Raw genomic sequence first — 19,505 nt, 5'->3', positions numbered from 1 at the left:
CTGATCCATATGCGCCGAGCGAAAATTGTCTGCACCCTGGGTCCGGCGACGGACTCCTACGAACAGCTGAAGGCCATCGTCGAGGCGGGCATGAACGTCGCCCGACTGAACATGAGCCACGGCAACCACGCGGACCACGAGGAGCGGTACCGCAAGGTCCGCCAGGTCTCGGAGGACACCGGCAAGGCCATCGGCGTCCTGGCCGACCTCCAGGGTCCGAAGATCCGTCTGGCGACCTTCGCCAACGGGCCGGTGACCGTCGACAACGGGGACGAGTTCACCATCACCACCGAGGACGTCCCCGGTGACCAGCACATCTGCGGCACCACCTACAAGGGCCTGCCCGGCGACGTGAAGCCCGGCGACCCGATCCTGATCAACGACGGCGTCATCGCCCTGGAGGTCGTCAGCGTCGACGGCCCGCGGGTGAAGACCGTGGTCATCGAGGGCGGCGTGCTCTCGAACAACAAGGGCATCAACCTGCCCGGCGCGGCCGTCAACGTGCCGGCCCTGTCCGAGAAGGACAAGGACGACCTGCGCTTCGCGCTGCGCCTGGGCGTCGACATGATCGCCCTGTCCTTCGTCCGCAACGCGGACGACATCAAGGACGTCCACGAGGTCATGGACGAGGTCGGCATCCGGGTGCCGGTCATCGCCAAGATCGAGAAGCCGCAGGCCGTCGAGGCCATGGAGGAGATCGTCCTCGCCTTCGACGCCATCATGGTCGCCCGCGGCGACCTCGCCGTGGAGTACCCGCTGGAGCGGGTGCCGCTGGTCCAGAAGCAGCTGGTCACCCTGGCCCGCCGCAACGCCAAGCCGGTCATCGTCGCCACCCAGATGATGGAGTCGATGATCCACGCCTCGCGCCCGACCCGCGCCGAGGTCTCCGACGTCGCCAACGCCATCCTGGACGGCGCCGACGCGGTCATGCTCTCCGCCGAGTCCAGCGTCGGCAAGTACCCGATCGAGACCGTCCGCACCATGAGCCGGATCTGCGAGAGGGCCGAGGAGGAGCTGGTCTCCCAGGGCCTGCAGCCGCTCAACCCGGGCCGCAAGCCGCGCACCCAGGGCGGCTCGGTCGCCCGCGCCGCGTGCGAGCTGGGCGACTTCCTCGACGGCAAGGCGCTGGTCGCGTTCACCAAGTCCGGTGACACCGCCCGCCGCCTGTCGCGCTACCGCTCGCCGATCCCGGTGATCGCCTTCACCCCGGACAGCGCGACCCGCAACCAGCTCTCGCTGAGCTGGGGCGTCGAGGCGTACGTGACCGAGCAGGTGGCCACCACCGACGCGATGGTGGCCCAGGTCGACCGTGAGCTGCTGAAGATGCGCCGGCTCGACGAGGGCGACACCGTCATCGTCACCGCCGGTGTGCCGGTCGGCATCCCCGGCACCACCAACATGGTGCAGGTGCACCACCTGGGCACCCGGGGCGAGTGAGCACCCGTCACACCCGAACGCCCGTGGGGCGGTCCTCCTCGGAGGGCCGCCCCACGGGCGTTCTTCCTCGACGTCCGCTGCTCGGCGCCTACTTGTCGCTGTAGGGCGCGTTGTCGTTGAACAGGTGCATCCCGGGGATATGCAGGCTGCCGCCGAACTGGCCGGCCTGCTTGGCGGTGACGCCGGTCAGCTCCAGGTCCAGCGGGATCGGGATGGCACCGATCAGGTCGTACAGCCAGCGCGGCAGGGTGTCCGGGGTGAGGGTGATCTCGCCCAGGTCGATCGGGATCGGCAGGCCGAGCACCTTGGAGAGGTGGCCGGACAGCCGCTCCACGTACATGGTGACCTGGCCGTTGCGCATGGTCGAGGTGGAGCCCGGGGCGCCCTGGACGTGGAAGGTCACGCCGTTGCCCTCCAGGGTCGACATGTCGAGATTGTCGATGTCCACGCTGTCGACCACGAACTTCAGCACCCGCTTGGTGCCGGTCGGGGTCTTCACGTCGTAGACGCCGTGGAAGGCCGAGCCGTGCAGGGCGAGCCGGCTGGTGTTCAGCGTCCAGTTCTGCTCCGGGACGACCTGCCCGGAGGCGGCCGCTCCGGCGGTCAGACTCCGGGTGTCCACGGCGCAGTTGGGGTTGGCGGTGGGCGTCCCGGTGGGCGAGCCGGAGGCGCCCGCGGTGGGCGAGGCGGTGCCGGAGGCGCCCGCGGTGGGCGTCGCCTTGGGGCTCGCCTTCCCGGTCGGTGTCGCGGCGGACGAGGGCGCGCCGCCGGCGGGCTGGGCCGCGGACGGCGCGGCGCCCTGGGCCTGCGGCTGAGTGGTCGGGGCCGGCTGGGCCGGGGTGCCCGCGCGCGGGGCCGGGGCGGCCGGGGTAGTCGCCGGCGCCGTGCTCGGCGCGGTGGACGGGCCGGCCGTCGGGCTGGGGCTCGGGCTGGGCGAACCGTTCGGGTTCAGCAGGCGGTTGATGCCGCCGACGATGTCGTCGATCAGCCCCGTCTGAGCCACCGTGCCGGTGCCGGTCCCGGCGTCCTGGTGGACCGCGCTCGTCGTGCCCGAGCCGCCGGTGGCGGCCGAGCGGGCGGCGGGCGGCGCGGTGGTCGGCGTGGAGGCGGACGGCGGCTTGACCGGCGAGGTGGGCAGCTGGGCGGGGGCGCCGGTCGGCACCTGCGTCGGCACCTGGGTCGGCGTGTGGGTCGGCACCGAAGTCGGGCCGGTGGTGGGCGCCGTCCCCGGCGCCGTGCTCGGCGCGGTGGACGGGCCCGGCGGCGGCTCGGGCAGCTCGCTCTTGGGGACGGGCGTCTCGATCGGCGCGACGTCCGGCACGGCGACCGGCGCGTTCCCGCAGGGCTTGCCCGCCGCGGACTCGGCCAGCGCCGGGCTGGGCGTGTAGGCGGCGGCCATCAGCAGCGCGGTCGGCACCGCGGCCATGGCCAGCGCGCGGCCTCTCAGCCGGACCCGTACGGGCGTGCGCGGGGCCGCGTGCCGGCCGGAGCGCTGCCCGGGGACGGCCGCGCCGTCGGCTTGCTCGGCCGGCCCGGTCACCGTGCCTCCTCCGGGTCGGCGGCGCCGGCCTGCTTCGGGAGGGCGGCACCGGCGGCCGGCTCGGCGCCCGGCTCGGCGCCCGACTGCTGCGGCGCGCCCTGGGCGGGCAGCTTGGCGGTGGGCGCGTCGGCAGCGGGCTCCGCAGCGACGGGCTCGGTGGCGACGCTCTCCGCCACGGCGTTCCCGGCCTCGGCCGCCCTGCCCTTGCGGCGGCGCCCGTGCGCCGACTCGGCCTTCGGCTCCGGCAGCGGCGCCCAGGAGACCATCAGGCCGCCGCCGATCAGGCCCGGCAGCAGCGCCAGTCCGAAGCCCGCCAGGTTGGAGACCGGGATCGAGACCAGCGTGAGCAGGATGGTCGCGATGCCCGCGAAGACCCGGACGGCCGGCTGGAACCACCCGGTGAGCCCGAGGATGATCATCAGGACCCCGATGATCATCGACCCGGCGCCGGCCGTGGTGGACATCGCGATGGTCAGGCCACCGAGCGACAGGTGCGCGTACGGGAAGTAGAGGATCGGGCCGCCGGCGATCATGGCCAGCAGGCCGCCCCAGAAGGGCCGGGTGCGGCGGAAATCACGGAAGTGCCGCCAGAGCCACCCGATCGGGGTCTGGTGACTGGTCCGGGGTTCGACCGTTGCGCTGGACATGGTGCAGCTCCTCGACATCGCTACGAGGGAAGAACAATTGGCATGAGGCCGGGAACGGCGGTAGCCCCGCCGCCCCCGGCCCGCGAAAGACCCGTCACTCGGGCGCGCCCGTCGGCGCACCGTCAGGAAGGGCTCAGAAGCACTCGTTGCCCGGGCCGTCGCCGTGCTTGAGCGACAGGTTCAGGCCGCTGAGCACGAAGTTGCCGGCCGAGGTGGCGCGGGCGGTCTGCTGGACGTTGTCCAGGATGGCCGAGTCCGCGGCCTGGGCGAAGCCGGTGGCACCGGTCGGCAGACCCTTGCCGCCACCCGCCCCGGTGACCTTCTGGTGAGGCTTCCAGCCCTGGGTCGCCGCGCCGGGAAGGGTGGAGGCGTCCTGGCCGATGTTGATGTTCTTGAAGGTCGCGTCGGCCTTCAGCTGCTCCAGGTCGATGAGCAGGTTGTCGGCGTGCACCGGCTTGCTGCCCGGGCCGCCGGCGTTCAGCTGGAGGGTGATCTTGCCGAGGCCGAACGCGGACAGGTCGGTCACCACGGACTGGCACAGGTTGGTGATGTCCGCCGAGTCGAAGGCCGAGACGGCGACCGGGTGCGGCGCGCCGTTGGCCTCGATGTCGACGGTGCCGAACTGGGAGAAGTTCTTGCCGTCCAGGTGCGTGGTGCTCACCTTGAACTGCTGGCCGGAAATGCTGAACGAGGCGGCGAGCGCACTGTTGGCGATCGAGACGCCGACCATCGCGGTGGCCGCGACGCTCGGCACCATCACCAGGGCGAAGCGCTTCCAGCGGGTCTTGCCGTAGGTCTGGGACATGCGAGTCCTCCTTCTAGGACGTACATCTCCGGCTCCCCGGCGGCGCGTCCAGCGCCGGTGGGGGCCTGGGATGGGAGAGAGCTACGTCCTCGGTAGCGGAGAGCGCCTTGGGCGTCGTCGGACGCGGGAGCGGCCTGCGTACAGCGGCCCTCCCGGCCGAGCGCCGGCCGTCCTTGTGGGGCGGCGGGCAGGACCGACGACATCGGCGATCACCCCCGAGCGACAACCAGCGACCGCGCAGGGCCGCGCGGCCGGTCGAAGGACAGGAACCGCCGTGGGACCGCGGATACCCCCCTGCCCTCCCTACCGCCGGCCGGGGCCGGCGGATCGCCCGGTGGGGATCCCGCGCTCCGCGTGCCGACCGGCTGTCGGAGGGTGTGGAGTCTGGGACCGGGCGTCGCCGATCGTGCTTGAATCCCGGGCGAAGCACAAGAGGTGCCTTACTGACGGGTAATGCAACATCCGGTGACGTCGATCATGAAATGCGTGCGATTTGCACCGTGCGTGACGTCTTGGAGGAATCGTGACGGCGAAATCTACCGGAAACACGAGCGAAACACCCGTGGGTGGTCACTGTGTGTGACCACCCACGGGTGAAATCAAGATTTGGTAAACGTCTGTCCGGTTGACCGGATTGTCGCCAAATCACCCGGCGACACCGCAGGTCATCCGCCGTGCCAGAGCACACGCCGGAACCGGACCGAGCCGGGCCCGAACCGGGCCCGAACCGGACTCAGAACAGCACGCGCGCCAGCGCCGCACGGGCCGCGACGACCCGCGGGTCCTCCGGGCCGATCACCTCGAACAGCTCCAGCAGGCGCAGCCGGGCCGCGTCCCGGTCCTCGCCGGCCGTCCGCCCGACGGTGTCCACCAGGCGCCCGAAGGCGTCCTCGACGTGGCCGCCGACCAGGTCCAGGTCGGCCGCCTGGAGCTGGATCCCGACGTCCTTCGGGTCGGCGGCGGCCGCCGCCCGGACGGACTGCAGGTCCAGGCCCTCGATCCGCTGCAGCAGCTCGGCCTGGGCCAGGCCCAACTTGGCCTCGGTGTTGCCCGGCTCGTCGGCCAGCACGTTCTTGTACGCCTGGATGGCTCCGCCCAGGTCGCCGGCGTCCAGCGCGTCGTGCGCGGCGGACAGCGCCGGGTCCTCGGGGCGCTGCGGGGCGGCGGCCGGGACCTCGCCCGGGGCGACCGCGCCGCCGGACGGGCCGGACACGCCGAAGCGCTGCTCGGCGACCAGGATCAGCTGGTCCAGCACCTTGCGGACGTTGGCGGCGCTCTCCGCCCCCTGGAACAGCGGCACCAGCTGGCCGGCCACCACGGCCATCACGGCCGGGATGCCCTGGATGCCGAACTGCTGGGCGAGCAGCTGGTTGGAGTCCACGTCGATCTTGGCGAGCACGAAGCGGCCGGCGTACTCCTCGGCCAGGCCCTCCAGGATCGGGCTGAGCTGCTTGCAGGGGCCGCACCACTCGGCCCAGAAGTCGATGACGACCGGCACCTCGGTGGAGCGCTGGACGACCTCGGCCTCGAAGGTGTCCTCGGTGACGTCGATGACGAGCTGGTGGACGGGCTGGGCGACGGCGGAGCCGTCCGCTTCGGCGGCGGCCGCCTGACGGGCCCGCTCGGCCCGGGCCTGCTCGGCCTTCTGGGCGGCCTCGCCGGCCGCCTTCACTGCGGCGAGGTCGACCGCACCGCGCAGGGCGGAGCTGTTGAGACGCGAATTCCGTGGCTGCATGGCACCATCCTCCCCCGTCCGCGCTGCTCGCGGGCACCAACCTCGGGAAAGTCGCCCCGCGCGGGCCGCGCGGTGCGGGTTTCCGGTCGCGGCGCCCCTCCCCCGGTAGCCTGAACCGTTCGGCGCGGATCCCCACCCGCGCCTGCGCCGCCCCGTCCCACGGGTGCGGCGCCTGGTTGTCACTGCTTTCGCTACGAGTCGTAGCGTAACTGGAGCCGGTGCCCCGCCCGCAAGCCCAACCGACGGTTCGGGGACGTGACCTGCCCCACTTTCCCGGGCGGCCCGGCTGCCCGAATCGGCCAACAGTCGCTACCGTTACCTGCCCCACCCAAGTTACTTACCAGTACAGCGCAAGGAGGCCCGGTGCCGGCCGCCCAGCCCCCCGCGAGCCCGGAGAGCCTGCGCCCGGCGTGCCCGGCCCGGGCGAGCACCGCCCCGGCCGCCGCGAGCACGACGGCCCCGGAGGCCGCCAACGCCGCCCGCGCCAAGGGCCGACCGCGCAGCGCCGCCGCCGACCGCGCGATCCTCGACGCCACCCGCGAGGCCCTCGCCGAACTCGGCTGGGGCGGACTGACCATGGGCCACGTGGCGAGCCGGGCCGGCGTCGCCAAGACCACCCTCTACCGCCGCTGGCCGTCCAAGAACGAGCTCGTGGTCGACGCCGTCGCCACCCTCTTCGACGAACTGGTGATGCCCGACCTCGGCAGCCTGCGGGCCGACATCGAGGCCGTGGTGGCCCAGTTCGCCGACCTGCTGGCCCGCCCCGAGACCCAGGCCGCGCTGCTCGCGCTGTTCGCCGAGGGCATCCGCGACCGGCAGCTGCACCGCCGGATCCGCGAGGCCATCGTGGACCCGCAGAAGCGGCTGGTCCGCCAGGGCCGGGCGGCCGCCCAGGCGCGCGGCGAACTGGAGGCCGACACCGACGCCGAGTCGGCCCGCGAGGAGGTCGACATCATCTTCGACACCATCGCGGGCACGGTCGAACACCGCGTCCTGGTCAGCGGCGAGCCGATCACCCCGGCGTGGACCCGCCGCTTCACCGACCTGCTGCTCGGCGCACTCGCCACCGGCTGAGGGCACCCGGGCACGGCGGAGCCGCCGTACGGAAATCCGTACGGCGGCTCCGCCGCTCACGTGACGGTCACGCGGTCAGAACGCCGCGTTCTCCTGGTACGTCCCCCACTCCTGCCGCAGCGCGTTGCAGATCTCGCCCAGCGTCGCCTCGGCGCGCACCGCGTCCAGCATCGGCGGGATCATCGACTCGCCCGAGCGCGCCGCCGCCAGCATGGCGTCCAGCCCGGCCCGGACGGCCGCCTCGTCCCGCGCCGCCTTGCGCTCGCCCAGCACGCGAACCTGCTCGCGCTCGACCTCGTGGCTGACCCGCAGGATCTCCAGCTCGGGAGTGACGCTGCGCGGGTGGCAGTTGACGCCGACCACGCGCTTCTCGCCCTTCTCCACGCCCTGCTGGTACTGGAAGGCCGCCTCGGCGATTTCCCCGGTGAACCAGCCCTCCTCGATGCCGCGCAGGATGCCGGAGGTGATCGGGCCGATCTCGTGGTCCTCCCGGCCCTTGTCCAGGATCCGCCGGAAGATCGCCTCGGCCTGCTGCTCGATCCGGTCGGTCAGCGCCTCGACGTACCAGGAACCGCCCAGCGGGTCGGCCACGTTGGCGACGCCGGTCTCCTCCATCAGCACCTGCTGGGTGCGCAGGGCGATCTCGGCGGCCTGCTCGGAGGGCAGCGCCAGGGTCTCGTCCAGGGCGTTGGTGTGCAGCGAGTTGGTGCCGCCGAGCACCGCGGCCAGCGCCTCGACGGCGGTGCGGACCACGTTGTTGTACGGCTGCTGCGCGGTGAGCGAGACACCCGCGGTCTGGGTGTGGAAGCGCAGCCACTGCGCCTTGTCGGTCTTGGCGCCGAAGCGGTCGCGCATCCAGCGGGCCCAGATCCGGCGGGCGGCGCGGAACTTGGCGATCTCCTCGAAGAAGTCCAGGTGCGCGTCGAAGAAGAAGGACAGGCCGGGCGCGAAGACGTCCACGTCCAGGCCCCGGGACAGGCCCAGCTCGACGTAGCCGAAGCCGTCCGCCAGGGTGTACGCCAGCTCCTGCGCGGCCGTCGCCCCGGCCTCGCGGATGTGGTAGCCGGAGACGGACAGCGGCTTGTACGCGGGGATGCCCTCGGCGCAGTACGCCATCAGGTCGCCGATCAGGCGCAGGTGCGGCTCGGGGGCGAAGAGCCACTCCTTCTGCGCGATGTACTCCTTGAAGATGTCCGTCTGCAGGGTGCCGTTGAGCACCGCCGGGTCCACGCCCTGGCGCTCGGCGGCGACCAGGTACATGCAGAAGATCGGGACGGCCGGGCCGCTGATCGTCATCGAGGTCGTGACCTCGCCGAGCGGGATGCCCTGGAACAGCACTTCCATGTCGGCCGCCGAGTCGATGGCCACGCCGCAGTGGCCGACCTCGCCGAGCGACTTGGGGTCGTCGGAGTCGTAGCCCATGAGGGTGGGCATGTCGAAGGCGACCGAGAGGCCGCCGCCGCCCGCGTCCAGGATCATCCGGTAGCGCTCGTTGGTCTGCTGCGCGTTGCCGAAGCCGGCGAACTGGCGGATGGTCCAGGTGCGGCCCCGGTAGCCGGTGGGGTGCAGGCCGCGGGTGTACGGGTACTCGCCCGGCCAACCGATCCGCTCGAAGCCCTCGTAGGCCTGCCCGGCGGGCGGGCCGTAGACCGGCTCGACCTCGTCGCCGGAGAGGGTGGTGAAGTCCGCGTCCCGCTTGCGGGCCTTGTCGTACCGCTGCTGCCAGCGCTGCCGTCCGCGCTCGATCTCCTCGGCGTCCATGACCCCGAACTCCGCTCCGTACGGCCGCCACGGCGACGGGGCGGCACAGCTATTAGGACGTCCTACTAATTTACTCGGACGTCCTAGTACTTGTCGATGGCAGCAGGTCGGAGGGGGGCGCCTCCGGCGGGCGACGGGGAGAGCGGGGAGCACCCCGGAACGCCGAGAGAGCCCCTCCCCCGATGTGGGGAAGGGGCCCTCTCGCGGGTTCTCGGCTCAGACGCCGGCCGGCTGGCGGGCACCCGCGCCCGCCGTCAGCTTCTCGGCGGCCTCGCCGGCCACCTTGCGCTCGAAGACGAAGGAGAGGAACGGGATGCACCCCGCCGCCAGGGTCAGCACCAGCCGGCCGAGCGGCCACTTCAGCTTCTGCCCGAGCAGGAAGGTCACCACGAAGTACCCGATGTACAGGTAGCCGTGCAGCATCGCGACGTAGGTGGTCACTTCCTCGGCCTTGCCGAAGCCGTACTTCGCGACCATGAAGCCGCAGAACACCAGCAGTGCCACACCGGTGGCAATCGCCAGGGCCCGGTACCAGCCCAGCAGGGGGGTCGCCTTCATACTCTTCCTCGCCTCGCTCGGCAGTTTCGGCGGGTACGCCCGGATCCGCGCACCGCTCCCACGAGGGTAGCCGCCCTCACAGCCTCCCCTCCGCAGCCCCCTCCGCCGCGGCCCCGCGGGACTCGTCGAAGTCGCCGGCCGCGACCCGCAGCGGCCTGAGCAGCTCGAACACCTGGCGGCACTGCTCGGGGCCGTACTCCTCCAGCCCGAACTCCATCGCCATCAGCTCCCGGGTGGCCTCCTCGACCACCTCGCGGCCGCGTTCGGTGATCGCGGCCAGCACGCCGCGGCCGTCCAGCGGGTTGGGGCGGCGGGCGACCAGGCCGGCCCGCTCCAGGCGGTCGACGGTGTTGGTCACGCTGGTCGGGTGGACCATGAGCCGCTCGCCGACCTTGGAGAGCGAGAGCTCCCCGGTCCGACTGAAGGTCAGCAGCACCAGTGCCTCGTAGCGGGCGAAGGTCAGCCCGTACGGCTTGAGCACCGCGTCCACCCGGGACAGCAGGATCTGGTGGGCGCGCATGATCGAGGTGATCGCCGCCATCGAGGGGACTCCGCCCCAGCGGCGGGTCCACAGCTCGTCGGCGCGGGCGATCGGGTCGAAGTCGAGAGCGAGGGGCTTGGCCACCTTCCAACCGTACCGGCGTACGGAGCGGGTGATACCAGCTGTCCTGATGGTGGACAAGCGGGACACGTGGCGGGATCCCGCCAATCGGACGGCCAGGTCCATACCAGGACATTGCAGCGATGTGAACGTACCGCAACGGGCCTGCGGCGCAACGGGGTTGGTCGCCGATCGCGCCAACGCCGCTTCGGCAGGCCTCGGTTCGGACGGCAACCCGCTGCAAGGCGGGGTGATTCGCCCCTTTTGCCGACCCGTTCACATTCCTTTGCCTTGGCGGGACTTGGCCAATTCATGAGCAAGACCTGTCATTTCATTTGCTCGATTGTCATGCTTTCCGCCAACCCCGTCCGGTAGCCACCACCCCCACCCACCGGTGGCCAGCCGTTCGACCGCTCGGGGCCTCGCACGTCAGTGCCCGTCCCGCCCCTCAGGTGCCGACCCCGGCCCCCGGGACGAGGTGCGACCGCGCCCACACGCGGTTTCCCGGAAGGACTCGTCCGTGAAGCGAAAGCTCGCCGCAGTCGCCGTACTCTCCGCCACCGCCCTGCTCACCGGTGTCGTCCAGGTGGGCGGCACGGCCATGGCGGACCCTGTCTCGCACGCCCGGTCCGGCGACCGGCTCGCCGACCTGCTCGCCCTGGCGAACGGCCAGGCCGGCAAGCTGGCCCACTCCCTGGCCCTGAGCGGCCAGGAGCAGCTGGTGGCCAAGGACGCCGTGGTGGACGCCGACGGCACCCGCCACTTCCGCTACGAGCGCACCTTCGCCGGGCTCCCGGTCCTGGGTGGAGACCTGGTGGTGCACCAGAAGGCGGACGGCTCGACCACCTCCGTGGACAAGGCCACCGGCGCGCAGATCGCCCTGCCGAGCCTCAGCCCGCAGATCCCCGCCGACAAGGCCGCCGCCCAGGCGACCGGCGCCGTGCAGGCCACCGTCGGCGTCGCCGCCGACAAGGACGAGTCCCCCCTGACGGCCGTGCACCAGACCGGCAAGGCCGAGCTGGTCGTCTGGGCCAGCGACGGCAGCCCGCGCCTGGCGTACCGCACCACCGTCGAGGGCGAGCGCGCCGACGGCACCCCGAGCAGCCAGCTGCTGGTGACCGACGCCGCGACCGGCCAGGTCCTCTCCACCCACGAGCAGGTGCAGACCGCCTCGGGCAGCGGCAAGGGCGTCTTCGTCGGCACCGTCCCGCTGACCACCACCCAGAGCGGCACCTCGTACCAGCTGAAGGACGCCACCCGCGGCGGCCAGTCGACCGTCAACCTGAAGAACCGGACCTCCGGCAGCGGCACGCTGGTCGCCAACTCGACCAACAGCTTCGGCAACGGCCTGGCGTCCAACTCCGAGTCCGCCGCCGTGGACGCCCAGTTCGGCGCGGCGGCCACCTGGGACTTCTACAAGAACACCTTCGGCCGCAACGGCATCAAGAACAACGGCGTCGGCGCGACCAGCCGGGTCCACTACGGCTCCAACTACGTGAACGCGTTCTGGAGCGACGCCTGCTTCTGCATGTCCTACGGCGACGGCAGCGGCAACACCCACCCGCTCACCGAGATCGACGTGGCCGGCCACGAGATGAGCCACGGCGTGACCGCCGCGACCGCCAACCTCAACTACTCCGGCGAGTCCGGCGGCCTCAACGAGGCCACCTCCGACATCTTCGGCACCATGGTCGAGTTCTACGCCAACCTGCCCGCCAACCCGCCGAACTACTGGATCGGCGAGCTGATCGACCTGAACGGCGACGGCAGCCCGCTGCGCTACATGGACGAGCCCAGCAAGGACGGCGGCTCGGCCGACTACTGGTCCTCCGGTGTCGGCAACCTGGACGTCCACTACTCCTCGGGCGTGGCCAACCACTTCTTCTACCTGCTCTCCGAGGGCAGCGGCGCGAAGACCATCAACGGGTTCAGCTACAACAGCCCGACCGCCGACGGCTCGACGCTCACCGGCATCGGCCGGGCCAAGGCCGCGCAGATCTGGTACCGCGCGCTGACCGTCTACTTCACCTCCACCACCAACTACGCGGGTGCCCGCACCGGCACCCTGAAGGCCGCGAGCGACCTGTACGGCGCCGGCAGCGCCGAGTACAACGCGGTCGCGGCCGCGTGGAGCGGCGTCAACGTCAACTGACGTACGGCGCAAGCGAATCAGGACGCCCGGGGCCTCGTCGGAGGGTAGGCCCCGGGCGTCCGCCCGTACCGGGGGCTGTCAAGGCCGCCCGGCTGGCGGAGTTCCGCCAGGGGGACGAACCGGCGATTCCGGGCAATGCACGGCAACCGAACCATCCGCACCGCGACTTGGCGATTCCTGGCCAATCCTCGGAGGCGGCCTGTCCATTCCTGCCAACGATTGTCATGCTTCTGACCAAAGCCCCGTCCGACCTCCGCCACCCCCACCCATCAGGCGGAGCGTCAGGTACCGCACGGGAGCAGCACGTCCGCGCCCTACCGCCCCACGGCGTCAACCGGCGCCCCGGTACGCGGCGCACCCGCACGCACCCGCGGGTCTCGTGGAAGGAACCCCCGTACGTGAAGCGAAAGCTGACGGTCGGAGCCGTACTCTCCGCCACCGCCCTGCTGGCCGGCGTCGTCCAGATCGCCGCCGTCCCCGCCGCCCAGGCCGCCGCCCCCGCCCCGGAGCAGCAGCAGTCCGCGCTGCTCGCGCTCGCCGCCGGGCAGAGCGCCCCGGTCGCGCAGGCCCTGGCCCTGGGCGGCCAGGAGAAGCTGGTGCCCAAGGACGTGGTGGTGGACCGGGACGGCACCCGCCACCTCCGGTACGAACGGACCTACGCCGGCCTGCCGGTGATCGGCGGCGACCTGGTCGTCCACCAGAAGGCCGACGGCTCGGTGGGCTCGGTCGACCGGGCCTTCGCCGGCCGGCTGTCCGTGCCCAGCCTGACCCCGGGCCTCGCCGCGCCCCAGGCCGCCGAGCGGGCCACCGCCGCGGTGCGGGCGACGGTCGGCACCGCCGCCGACGAGGACGAGGCGGCGCTCACCAGGGTCGACGGCGCCGACGCGACCGAGCTGGTCGTCTGGGCGGCCGACGGCGCCCCGCGGCTGGCCCACCGCACGGTGGTCACCGGCGAGCGGGCGGACGGCACCCCGAGCCGCCAGGAGGTCGTCACCGACGCCGCCACCGGCCAGGTCCTCGCCAGCCAGGAGCACGTGCAGACCGCCACCGGCACCGGCAAGGGCGTCAACGTCGGCACCGTCACGCTGACCACCACCCAGAGCGGCTCCAGCTACCAGCTCAAGGACGCCTCCCGGGGCAACCAGTCCACCACCGACCTCAAGGGCGGCACCTCGGGCAGCGGCACGCTGTTCGCCAAGACCACCAACTCCTGGGGCAACGGCCTGCCGTCCAACCGCGAGTCCGCCGCCGTGGACGCCCAGTACGGCGCCGCCGCCACCTGGGACTACTACAAGAACACCTTCGGCCGCAGCGGCATCAAGAACAACGGCGTCGGCGCCGCCAGCCGGGTCCACTACAGCACCGGCTACGTCAACGCGTTCTGGGACGACTCCTGCTTCTGCATGACGTACGGCGACGGCTCCGGCAACACCCACCCGCTGACCGCCATCGACGTCTCCGGCCACGAGATGAGCCACGGCGTCACCTCCGCCACCGCCGGCCTGAACTACTCGGGCGAGTCCGGCGGCCTCAACGAGGCCACCTCGGACATCTTCGGCACCATGGTCGAGTGGTCGGCCAACCTGCCCGCCGACCCGCCGGACTACCTGATCGGCGAGAAGCTCAACATCAACGGCAACGGCACCCCGCTGCGCTACATGGACAAGCCCTCCAAGGACGGCGCCTCGGCCGACTACTGGTCCTCGGGCGTCGGCAACAAGGACGTCCACTACTCCTCGGGCGTCGCCAACCACTTCTTCTACCTGCTCTCCGAGGGCAGCGGCGCCAAGGTGATCAACGGGGTCAGCTACAACAGCCCGACGTCGAACGGCTCGACGGTCACCGGCATCGGCCGCACCAAGGCGGCGGCCGTCTGGTACCGCGCGCTGACCGTCTACATGACCTCCACCACCAACTACAAGGCCGCCCGCACGGCGACCCTGAAGGCCGCCACCGACCTGTACGGCGCGACCAGCACCGAGTACAAGACGGTGGCCGCGGCCTGGAGCGCGGTGAACGTCAACTAGGACCTAGCCGCCACGGACAGGAGCCACCACCGGTAGGAAACGGCGACAGGCTGCCGCGGCCCTTTGGGAGAGGAGGCCGCGGCAGCCTGTCGACCGTCCGCGAAGCGGGATTCAGGCGGTGGCGGCAGCGGGTTCGAGCTCCCCGCGCTCCTCGCGGGCGAGCATCCGCTCGGCGAAGAAGCCGCCGGTGGGCAGCACCGAGAGGACGAACAGCAGGATGCCGCGCTTGGCGTCCCACTTCTGCGTCTGCCAGGCCAGGATCCAGAAGATCACGTACAGGATGAACAGGATCCCGTGGACCATGCCCATCACCGGGACGGCGTCGAAGGAGGTCGTCCGCTTCAGCACCGAGCAGATCAGCAGCAGGATGAACGAGACCCCTTCGGGGCCGGAGACCAGGCGCAGGCGGTGGACGGCGCTGCTGTTCACGTGGGGTACCTCAATACGGGGGTCGGAGGCGCGGGCGCGCTTGTGAAGCGACTCACAAGCCTTCCGGCCATTATCACCGAGCACATGTCCGAGCCCCCGGCCGGGGGTGGGCGCCGTGCCCGATCTCACAACGCCCGCGGCGCCCGCCCGCAGCCCCGCCCGTGGCCGCCGCAGAGCGCCCGTAGCGCCCGTGGCGCCCGCCCGGCTTGTCACAGCCGTGCCCCAGAACGAGGCCGAGCGCGACCGCCCGTCACCGGGAACCCCTATCCTGCTGCCCGCGCGCCCACCGATCCGGGCGCCGACGCATCGCACACGGGGGTAGCCACACATGTTCAAGCGGGACTGGGACCGCAGGACCTGCGCCAAGCGCGGCCACATCACCTACGCGCCGACCGAGCCCGAGCTCGCCTCCCGGCTGCACACCGCCACCGCCGTCGGCGACGCCTGGCGCTGCCTGCGCTGCGGGGACTTCGCGCTGGGCGCCCCGCACGGCTCCGGGCCGGCCGCGGACGCGCCGCTGGTGCCGCGCGGCAAGGCGCTGCGCGACCTGTTCATCCTGCGCTTCCTGGCCGTCGAGCGGGTGCTGCGCGGGCTGCTGATCATCGTCGTGGCGTGGGGCGTCTGGAAGTTCTCCAACAGCCAGGACGCGGTGCACCGGGTCTTCGACGAGAACCTGACCGTCTTCAGGCCGGTCACCGACCACTTCCACTGGGACCTCGAACACGCCCCGATCGTCGAGACGATCCGCAAGACCTTCGACTTCAAGAAGAGCACCCTGCTGATCGTCGCCGGCGCGCTGCTGGCCTACGCGCTGATCGAGATCGTCGAGGCGGTCGGCCTCTGGCTGAACAAGCGCTGGGCCGAGTACCTGACGGTGGTCGCCACCGCCGCCTTCCTGCCGCTGGAGGGCTACGAGCTGAGCGAGCACGTCAGCGCGGTGAAGATCTGCACCCTGCTGCTGAACATCGCGGCCGTCCTCTGGATCATGCTCTCCAAGCGCCTGTTCGGGCTCCGCGGCGGCGTGGTGGCCTTCGAGGCGGAGCGCCACTCGGCCTCCCTGCTGGAGGTCGAGCAGGCGGCCGGCACGGTTCCGCGCCCCGAACACGGGGCGCACGCCCGGGCCTGACCGGCGCGTTTGTCCCAGCCCCGTACCAGTTCGGCCCCGCACCCTCCCCGGGCCACGGCCGCAGCGGCTAGATTGCGGCCGTGGCTCAGTTCAGACTCCAGGGATCGCGGGTGCTCGCCGTCGACTTGACCGGGGACGCCGTCAAGGCCAGACACGGCTCCATGGTCGCCTACACCGGGCAGATGACCTTCAAGAAGCTCACCGGCGGCGGGGACGGCCTGCGCGGCATGGTCGCCCGCCGGCTGACCGGCGAAAAGATGACCGTCATGGAGGTGAAGGGCCAGGGCACCTGCTACTTCGCCGACAAGGCCACCGAGATCAACCTGGTCAGACTGAACGGCGAGACGCTGTACGTCGAGGCGGACAACCTGCTCTGCACCGAGGCGGGCCTGCACACCGGCACCAGCTTCACCGGCCTGAACGGCATGTCCTCCGGCAACGGCCTCTTCACCACCAAGGTGGAGGGGCACGGCTGGGCCGCCGTCACCTCCAACGGGCCCGCCATCATCCTGCGGGTCGACAAGAGCATGCCGCTGCGCGTGGACCCGGGCGCCTACGTGGCGCACACCGGCGACCTGCACCGCAGCCTGAAGTCGGGCGCCGGCTGGACCACGGTGATCGGCGAGGGCGGCGGCGAGGCCGTCCAGGTCGAGTTCACCGGCGAGGGCCTGGTGTACGTGCAGCCCTCCGAGAAGGTCACCATCGGGGGTGACGTCTGATGGGCTTCACGAAGATCAACGGCAAGATGGTCGAGGCCCAGGTGGTGCCCGGGCAGCGGCTGTTCAGCCAGCGCGGCGCGATGCTCGCGTACAGCGGCGACGTCCGCTTCACGCCGAACATCACCGGCGGCCAGGGCGGCGTGATGTCGATGATCGGCCGGCGGGTCGCCAACGAGGACACCCCGCTGATGACCGTCGAGGGCCAGGGCCGGGTCATGTTCGGCCACGGCGGCCACCACGTCCACGTGATCGACCTGCTCGGCGACACCCTGTACGTCGAGGCGGACCGCCTGCTCGCCTTCGAGGGCACGCTGCGGCAGTCCACCATGTTCATGGGCTCGCAGGGCGGGGTGATGGGCATGGTCCGCGGGCAGGTCACCGGCCAGGGCCTGTTCACCACCAAGCTGGAGGGCCACGGCTCGGTCGCGGTGATGGCCCACGGCGGCGTCTTCGAGCTGCCGATCGTCCCCGGCCAGGCGGTGCACGTCGACCCGCAGGCGTACGTGGCGCACCGCGGCGACGTCCGCAACAAGCTGTCCGCCGCGGTCGGTTGGCGCGACATGATCGGCCGCGGCTCGGGCGAGGCGTTCCAGCTGGAGCTGTCCGGGCAGGGCGCGGTGTACGTCCAGGCGAGCGAGGAGAAGCTCTGATGTCCTACCCGCCGCAGCCCCCGTACGGCTCCCCGCACGACCAGCCGACCCAGCCCGGCTTCGCCGTCCCGCCGCCGCCCCCGCCCAACCACGGCCCGCAGCCGGGCTACCCGCAGCCCGGTCACCCGCAGCAGGGCGGGTACCCGCAGGGCGGCTATCCGCCGCCCCCGCCCGGGCAGCCGCACCAGCCGCCGCAGCCGTACCAACAGCCGTACGCCCAGGAGCAGTTCGGCGGCCCGGTCGCCCCGCTGCCGGCCGCGCACGGCGGCGCCGGCCCGGTGGTGCACGACGTGTACAGCCTGCCGGTCAACGACAACGTCAACCCGTACTCCTTCTCGGTTGAGCTGAACGGGTCCTACTTCCTGCAGAAGGGCAAGATGGTCGCCTACTACGGCGACATCACCTTCAAGGGCGTCGGCGCCGGGATGGTCGACCGGATGCTCGGGCAGCACTTCAACTCACCGATGCACGCCTCGGACTGGGTGGTCGCCGAGGGGCGCGGCAAGCTGCTGCTGGCCGACCGGGCCTTCGACCTCAACTCCTACGACCTGGAGGACGGCAACCTGACCGTCCGCTCCGGCAACCTGCTCGCCTTCGACCCGACGCTGCGGCTCAAGCAGTCGATCATCCCGGGCTTCCTGACCCTGATCGGCACCGGCCGCTTCGTCGCCGCCTCCAACGGGCCGGTGCACTTCGTCGAGCCGCCGATCCGGGTGGATCCGCAGGCGCTGGTGGGCTGGGCGGACTGCCCGGCGCCGTGCCACCACTACGACCACGACTACATGCACGGGCTGATCGGCGGCCTGCGGCGGCTGACCGGCATCGGCGGCGCCTCCGGCGAGGAGCACCAGTTCGAGTTCATCGGCGCCGGCCAGGTGCTGCTGCAGTCCAGCGAGAAGCTGATGGCCGAGCGCTCGGTCGGCGTGGTGGGCGCCGAGGCGGGCGTCCCGGTCGGCGGGGTCCCGCCCCAGCCGGGTTCGGCCGGGCACGGCGGTGGCAACCCCAACGTGCCGGGCCTGGGTAATCTGGGCGACCTCGGCCGACGTTTCGGCCTGTAAACTTGTACAAGATTGAACTAAATCGGCTATGCTGGGTGCTATGGACACGCACACGATCGACACTGCGGACAACCCTCCGCCGCAGCCCGAGGAGGAGACTCCCTGGCTGACCGCCAGGGAGCAGCGGATGTGGCGCGCCCATCTGGAGGTCGCCAAGCTGCTGGAGTACCAGCTCGGCCGCGAACTCCAGCCCCACAACCTGGCGATCAACGACTACGAGATCCTGGTCGTCCTCTCCGAGGCCGCCGACCGCCGGATGCGCATGACCGACCTCGCGACCGCCACCCTGCAGTCGAAGAGCCGGCTCTCGCACCAGATCACCCGGATGGAGACCGCCGGCCTGGTCCTGCGCCAGGAGTGCCCCGGCGACCGCCGCGGCCTCTTCGCCCACCTCACCGAACAGGGCTGGGAGACGATGCAGCGCGTCGCCCCCGACCACGTACGCAGCGTCCGGGCGCACTTCATCGACCGCTTCACCCCGGACCAGCTCGACGCCATGTTCGACGCCCTCTCCCCCATCGCCGACCACCTCCGCGGCCTCCGCGGCAAGCCGTAGCCGCTGCGGCCCCTCACCGCGGAGAACGTGACGCGACGGCGGCCCCGCCGAGTTGGCGGGGCCGCCGGAAGCAGCGCGGGACCGGTCAGCGGTCGAGGTCGATCGTGAAGCGCCTCGTGCCCGGAGCGATCGTGTCGGCGTGGACCGAGCCACGGGCCCGGTCGAATGCCCCGGTACCACCGGTGATCCCGTTGTCGAACGACGGGGGAGGGCCCGGGTTGAGAATGCCGAAGACCATCCCCTGCACGGCGAGCTGGCCGCCCGGGAGGTTGTAGGTCACGACGCACTCCTCCGCTCCGCCGTTGTCGACGGTGGTGGTGGTGCAGGTGCCGTCGGTCTCGCCGACCCTGTTGTCGGCCTGGTCGAAGAGGATCGAGCGGAAGACGGTCCGATCACCCTGGGCCGGGGCGCCGCCGGGATTGACGGGGAAACGCGTCTGCTGCGCGAGCCGGCCGATGAGTGTGATGACCCGGTCCCTGCCCTTGGCGTGGGTGGAATCGTTGTCTGCCGCAGCAGCCGCGACAGGGGCGCAGGCGAGAAGGGTGACCAGCGCACTGGCCGTGCCGAGACAAGCTGCTCTGATGGGGCGCATCGGGTGGCTCCTGAGGTTGATGCTCACGGATGGTCAGG

Annotated in this window: 18 protein-coding genes; 9 read left to right on the top strand and 9 right to left on the bottom strand. The window is 71.6% G+C overall.

Features of this window, described 5'->3' with window-relative positions:
* The first annotated feature begins 9 nt into the window (after positions 1-9).
* Positions 10-1,437, top strand: a complete 1,428-nt coding sequence (pyk, locus tag OP86_RS02885) for a pyruvate kinase (protein WP_030057475.1) — start codon at positions 10-12, stop codon at positions 1,435-1,437.
* Positions 1,438-1,525: 88 nt separating this feature from the next.
* Here pyk and OP86_RS02880 read toward each other — a convergent pair whose 3' ends face one another.
* The 4 genes from OP86_RS02880 to OP86_RS02865 all read right to left on the bottom strand — a co-directional run bounded on the left by OP86_RS02880 (position 1,526) and on the right by OP86_RS02865 (position 6,164).
* On the bottom strand, positions 1,526-2,977 hold the full coding sequence (locus OP86_RS02880) for a hypothetical protein (protein ID WP_030057476.1): 1,452 nt from the start codon (positions 2,975-2,977) through the stop codon (positions 1,526-1,528).
* Positions 2,974-3,624: a DUF6114 domain-containing protein gene (locus OP86_RS33270; RefSeq protein WP_051829593.1), complete on the bottom strand. Its 651-nt coding sequence runs from the start codon at positions 3,622-3,624 to the stop codon at positions 2,974-2,976. Before OP86_RS33270 ends, OP86_RS02880 begins: the two co-directional genes overlap by 4 nt.
* A gap of 133 nt (positions 3,625-3,757) precedes the next feature.
* Positions 3,758-4,429, bottom strand: coding sequence for a DUF6230 family protein (locus OP86_RS02870; RefSeq protein ID WP_030057478.1), 672 nt, complete (start codon positions 4,427-4,429; stop codon positions 3,758-3,760).
* 733 nt (positions 4,430-5,162) lie between these two features.
* The gene (locus OP86_RS02865; RefSeq protein ID WP_030057479.1) at positions 5,163-6,164 is read right to left on the bottom strand and encodes a tetratricopeptide repeat protein; all 1,002 of its coding nucleotides are present in this window, start codon (positions 6,162-6,164) and stop codon (positions 5,163-5,165) included.
* Positions 6,165-6,686: 522 nt separating this feature from the next.
* On the opposite strand from OP86_RS02865, the gene OP86_RS02860 reads away from it, so the two are divergent.
* The gene (locus tag OP86_RS02860; RefSeq protein ID WP_051829600.1) at positions 6,687-7,238 is read left to right on the top strand and encodes a TetR/AcrR family transcriptional regulator; all 552 of its coding nucleotides are present in this window, start codon (positions 6,687-6,689) and stop codon (positions 7,236-7,238) included.
* 75 nt (positions 7,239-7,313) lie between these two features.
* Here OP86_RS02860 and icmA read toward each other — a convergent pair whose 3' ends face one another.
* From icmA to OP86_RS02845, 3 genes are all read right to left on the bottom strand, one after another.
* Positions 7,314-8,999 carry a coenzyme B12-dependent isobutyryl-CoA mutase large subunit gene (gene icmA, locus OP86_RS02855; RefSeq protein WP_030057481.1) on the bottom strand — a complete coding sequence of 562 codons (1,686 nt, stop codon included), beginning with the start codon at positions 8,997-8,999 and terminating at the stop codon, positions 7,314-7,316.
* Between the two features lie 216 nt (positions 9,000-9,215).
* Positions 9,216-9,557 (bottom strand): DUF3817 domain-containing protein, encoded by a 342-nt coding sequence (locus OP86_RS02850; RefSeq protein ID WP_030254965.1) that lies wholly within the window; start codon positions 9,555-9,557, stop codon positions 9,216-9,218.
* Between the two features lie 76 nt (positions 9,558-9,633).
* Entirely contained in the window at positions 9,634-10,182 is a 549-nt protein-coding gene (locus OP86_RS02845) for a MarR family winged helix-turn-helix transcriptional regulator (protein ID WP_051829592.1), read from the bottom strand.
* Positions 10,183-10,678: 496 nt separating this feature from the next.
* On the opposite strand from OP86_RS02845, the gene OP86_RS02840 reads away from it, so the two are divergent.
* A complete protein-coding gene (locus tag OP86_RS02840) occupies positions 10,679-12,310 on the top strand; it encodes a M4 family metallopeptidase (RefSeq protein ID WP_030254962.1) in 1,632 nt (543 codons plus the stop codon).
* A 398-nt stretch (positions 12,311-12,708) separates the two neighbouring features.
* The gene (locus tag OP86_RS02835; RefSeq protein WP_030254959.1) at positions 12,709-14,337 is read left to right on the top strand and encodes a M4 family metallopeptidase; all 1,629 of its coding nucleotides are present in this window, start codon (positions 12,709-12,711) and stop codon (positions 14,335-14,337) included.
* 111 nt (positions 14,338-14,448) lie between these two features.
* Here OP86_RS02835 and OP86_RS37690 read toward each other — a convergent pair whose 3' ends face one another.
* On the bottom strand, positions 14,449-14,766 hold the full coding sequence (locus OP86_RS37690; protein ID WP_030057490.1) for a DUF3817 domain-containing protein: 318 nt from the start codon (positions 14,764-14,766) through the stop codon (positions 14,449-14,451).
* 328 nt (positions 14,767-15,094) lie between these two features.
* On the opposite strand from OP86_RS37690, the gene OP86_RS02825 reads away from it, so the two are divergent.
* The 5 genes from OP86_RS02825 (at position 15,095) to OP86_RS02805 (ending at position 18,875) form a co-directional block, all read left to right on the top strand.
* Positions 15,095-15,892, top strand: a complete 798-nt coding sequence (locus tag OP86_RS02825; RefSeq protein ID WP_030057491.1) for a DUF2127 domain-containing protein — start codon at positions 15,095-15,097, stop codon at positions 15,890-15,892.
* 80 nt (positions 15,893-15,972) lie between these two features.
* A complete protein-coding gene (locus OP86_RS02820; RefSeq protein WP_033330750.1) occupies positions 15,973-16,611 on the top strand; it encodes an AIM24 family protein in 639 nt (212 codons plus the stop codon).
* Positions 16,611-17,261, top strand: a complete 651-nt coding sequence (locus OP86_RS02815) for an AIM24 family protein (RefSeq protein WP_030057493.1) — start codon at positions 16,611-16,613, stop codon at positions 17,259-17,261. The genes OP86_RS02820 and OP86_RS02815 overlap by 1 nt, the downstream gene beginning before the upstream one ends.
* Positions 17,262-17,509: 248 nt before the next feature.
* Entirely contained in the window at positions 17,510-18,319 is an 810-nt protein-coding gene (locus OP86_RS02810) for an AIM24 family protein (RefSeq protein ID WP_030057494.1), read from the top strand.
* Between the two features lie 40 nt (positions 18,320-18,359).
* Positions 18,360-18,875 carry a MarR family winged helix-turn-helix transcriptional regulator gene (locus OP86_RS02805; RefSeq protein ID WP_078588389.1) on the top strand — a complete coding sequence of 172 codons (516 nt, stop codon included), beginning with the start codon at positions 18,360-18,362 and terminating at the stop codon, positions 18,873-18,875.
* An 85-nt stretch (positions 18,876-18,960) separates the two neighbouring features.
* On the opposite strand, the gene OP86_RS02800 is transcribed toward OP86_RS02805, so the two are convergent.
* Positions 18,961-19,494: an allene oxide cyclase barrel-like domain-containing protein gene (locus OP86_RS02800; RefSeq protein WP_030254950.1), complete on the bottom strand. Its 534-nt coding sequence runs from the start codon at positions 19,492-19,494 to the stop codon at positions 18,961-18,963.
* Positions 19,495-19,505 lie beyond the last annotated feature (11 nt).

Source organism: Streptomyces novaecaesareae, from assembly GCF_000716875.1.
Classification (GTDB): domain Bacteria; phylum Actinomycetota; class Actinomycetes; order Streptomycetales; family Streptomycetaceae; genus Kitasatospora; species Kitasatospora novaecaesareae.
Note: the sequence above shows the minus strand (reverse complement) of the source record. Positions and strands in the feature narration are given on the sequence as shown.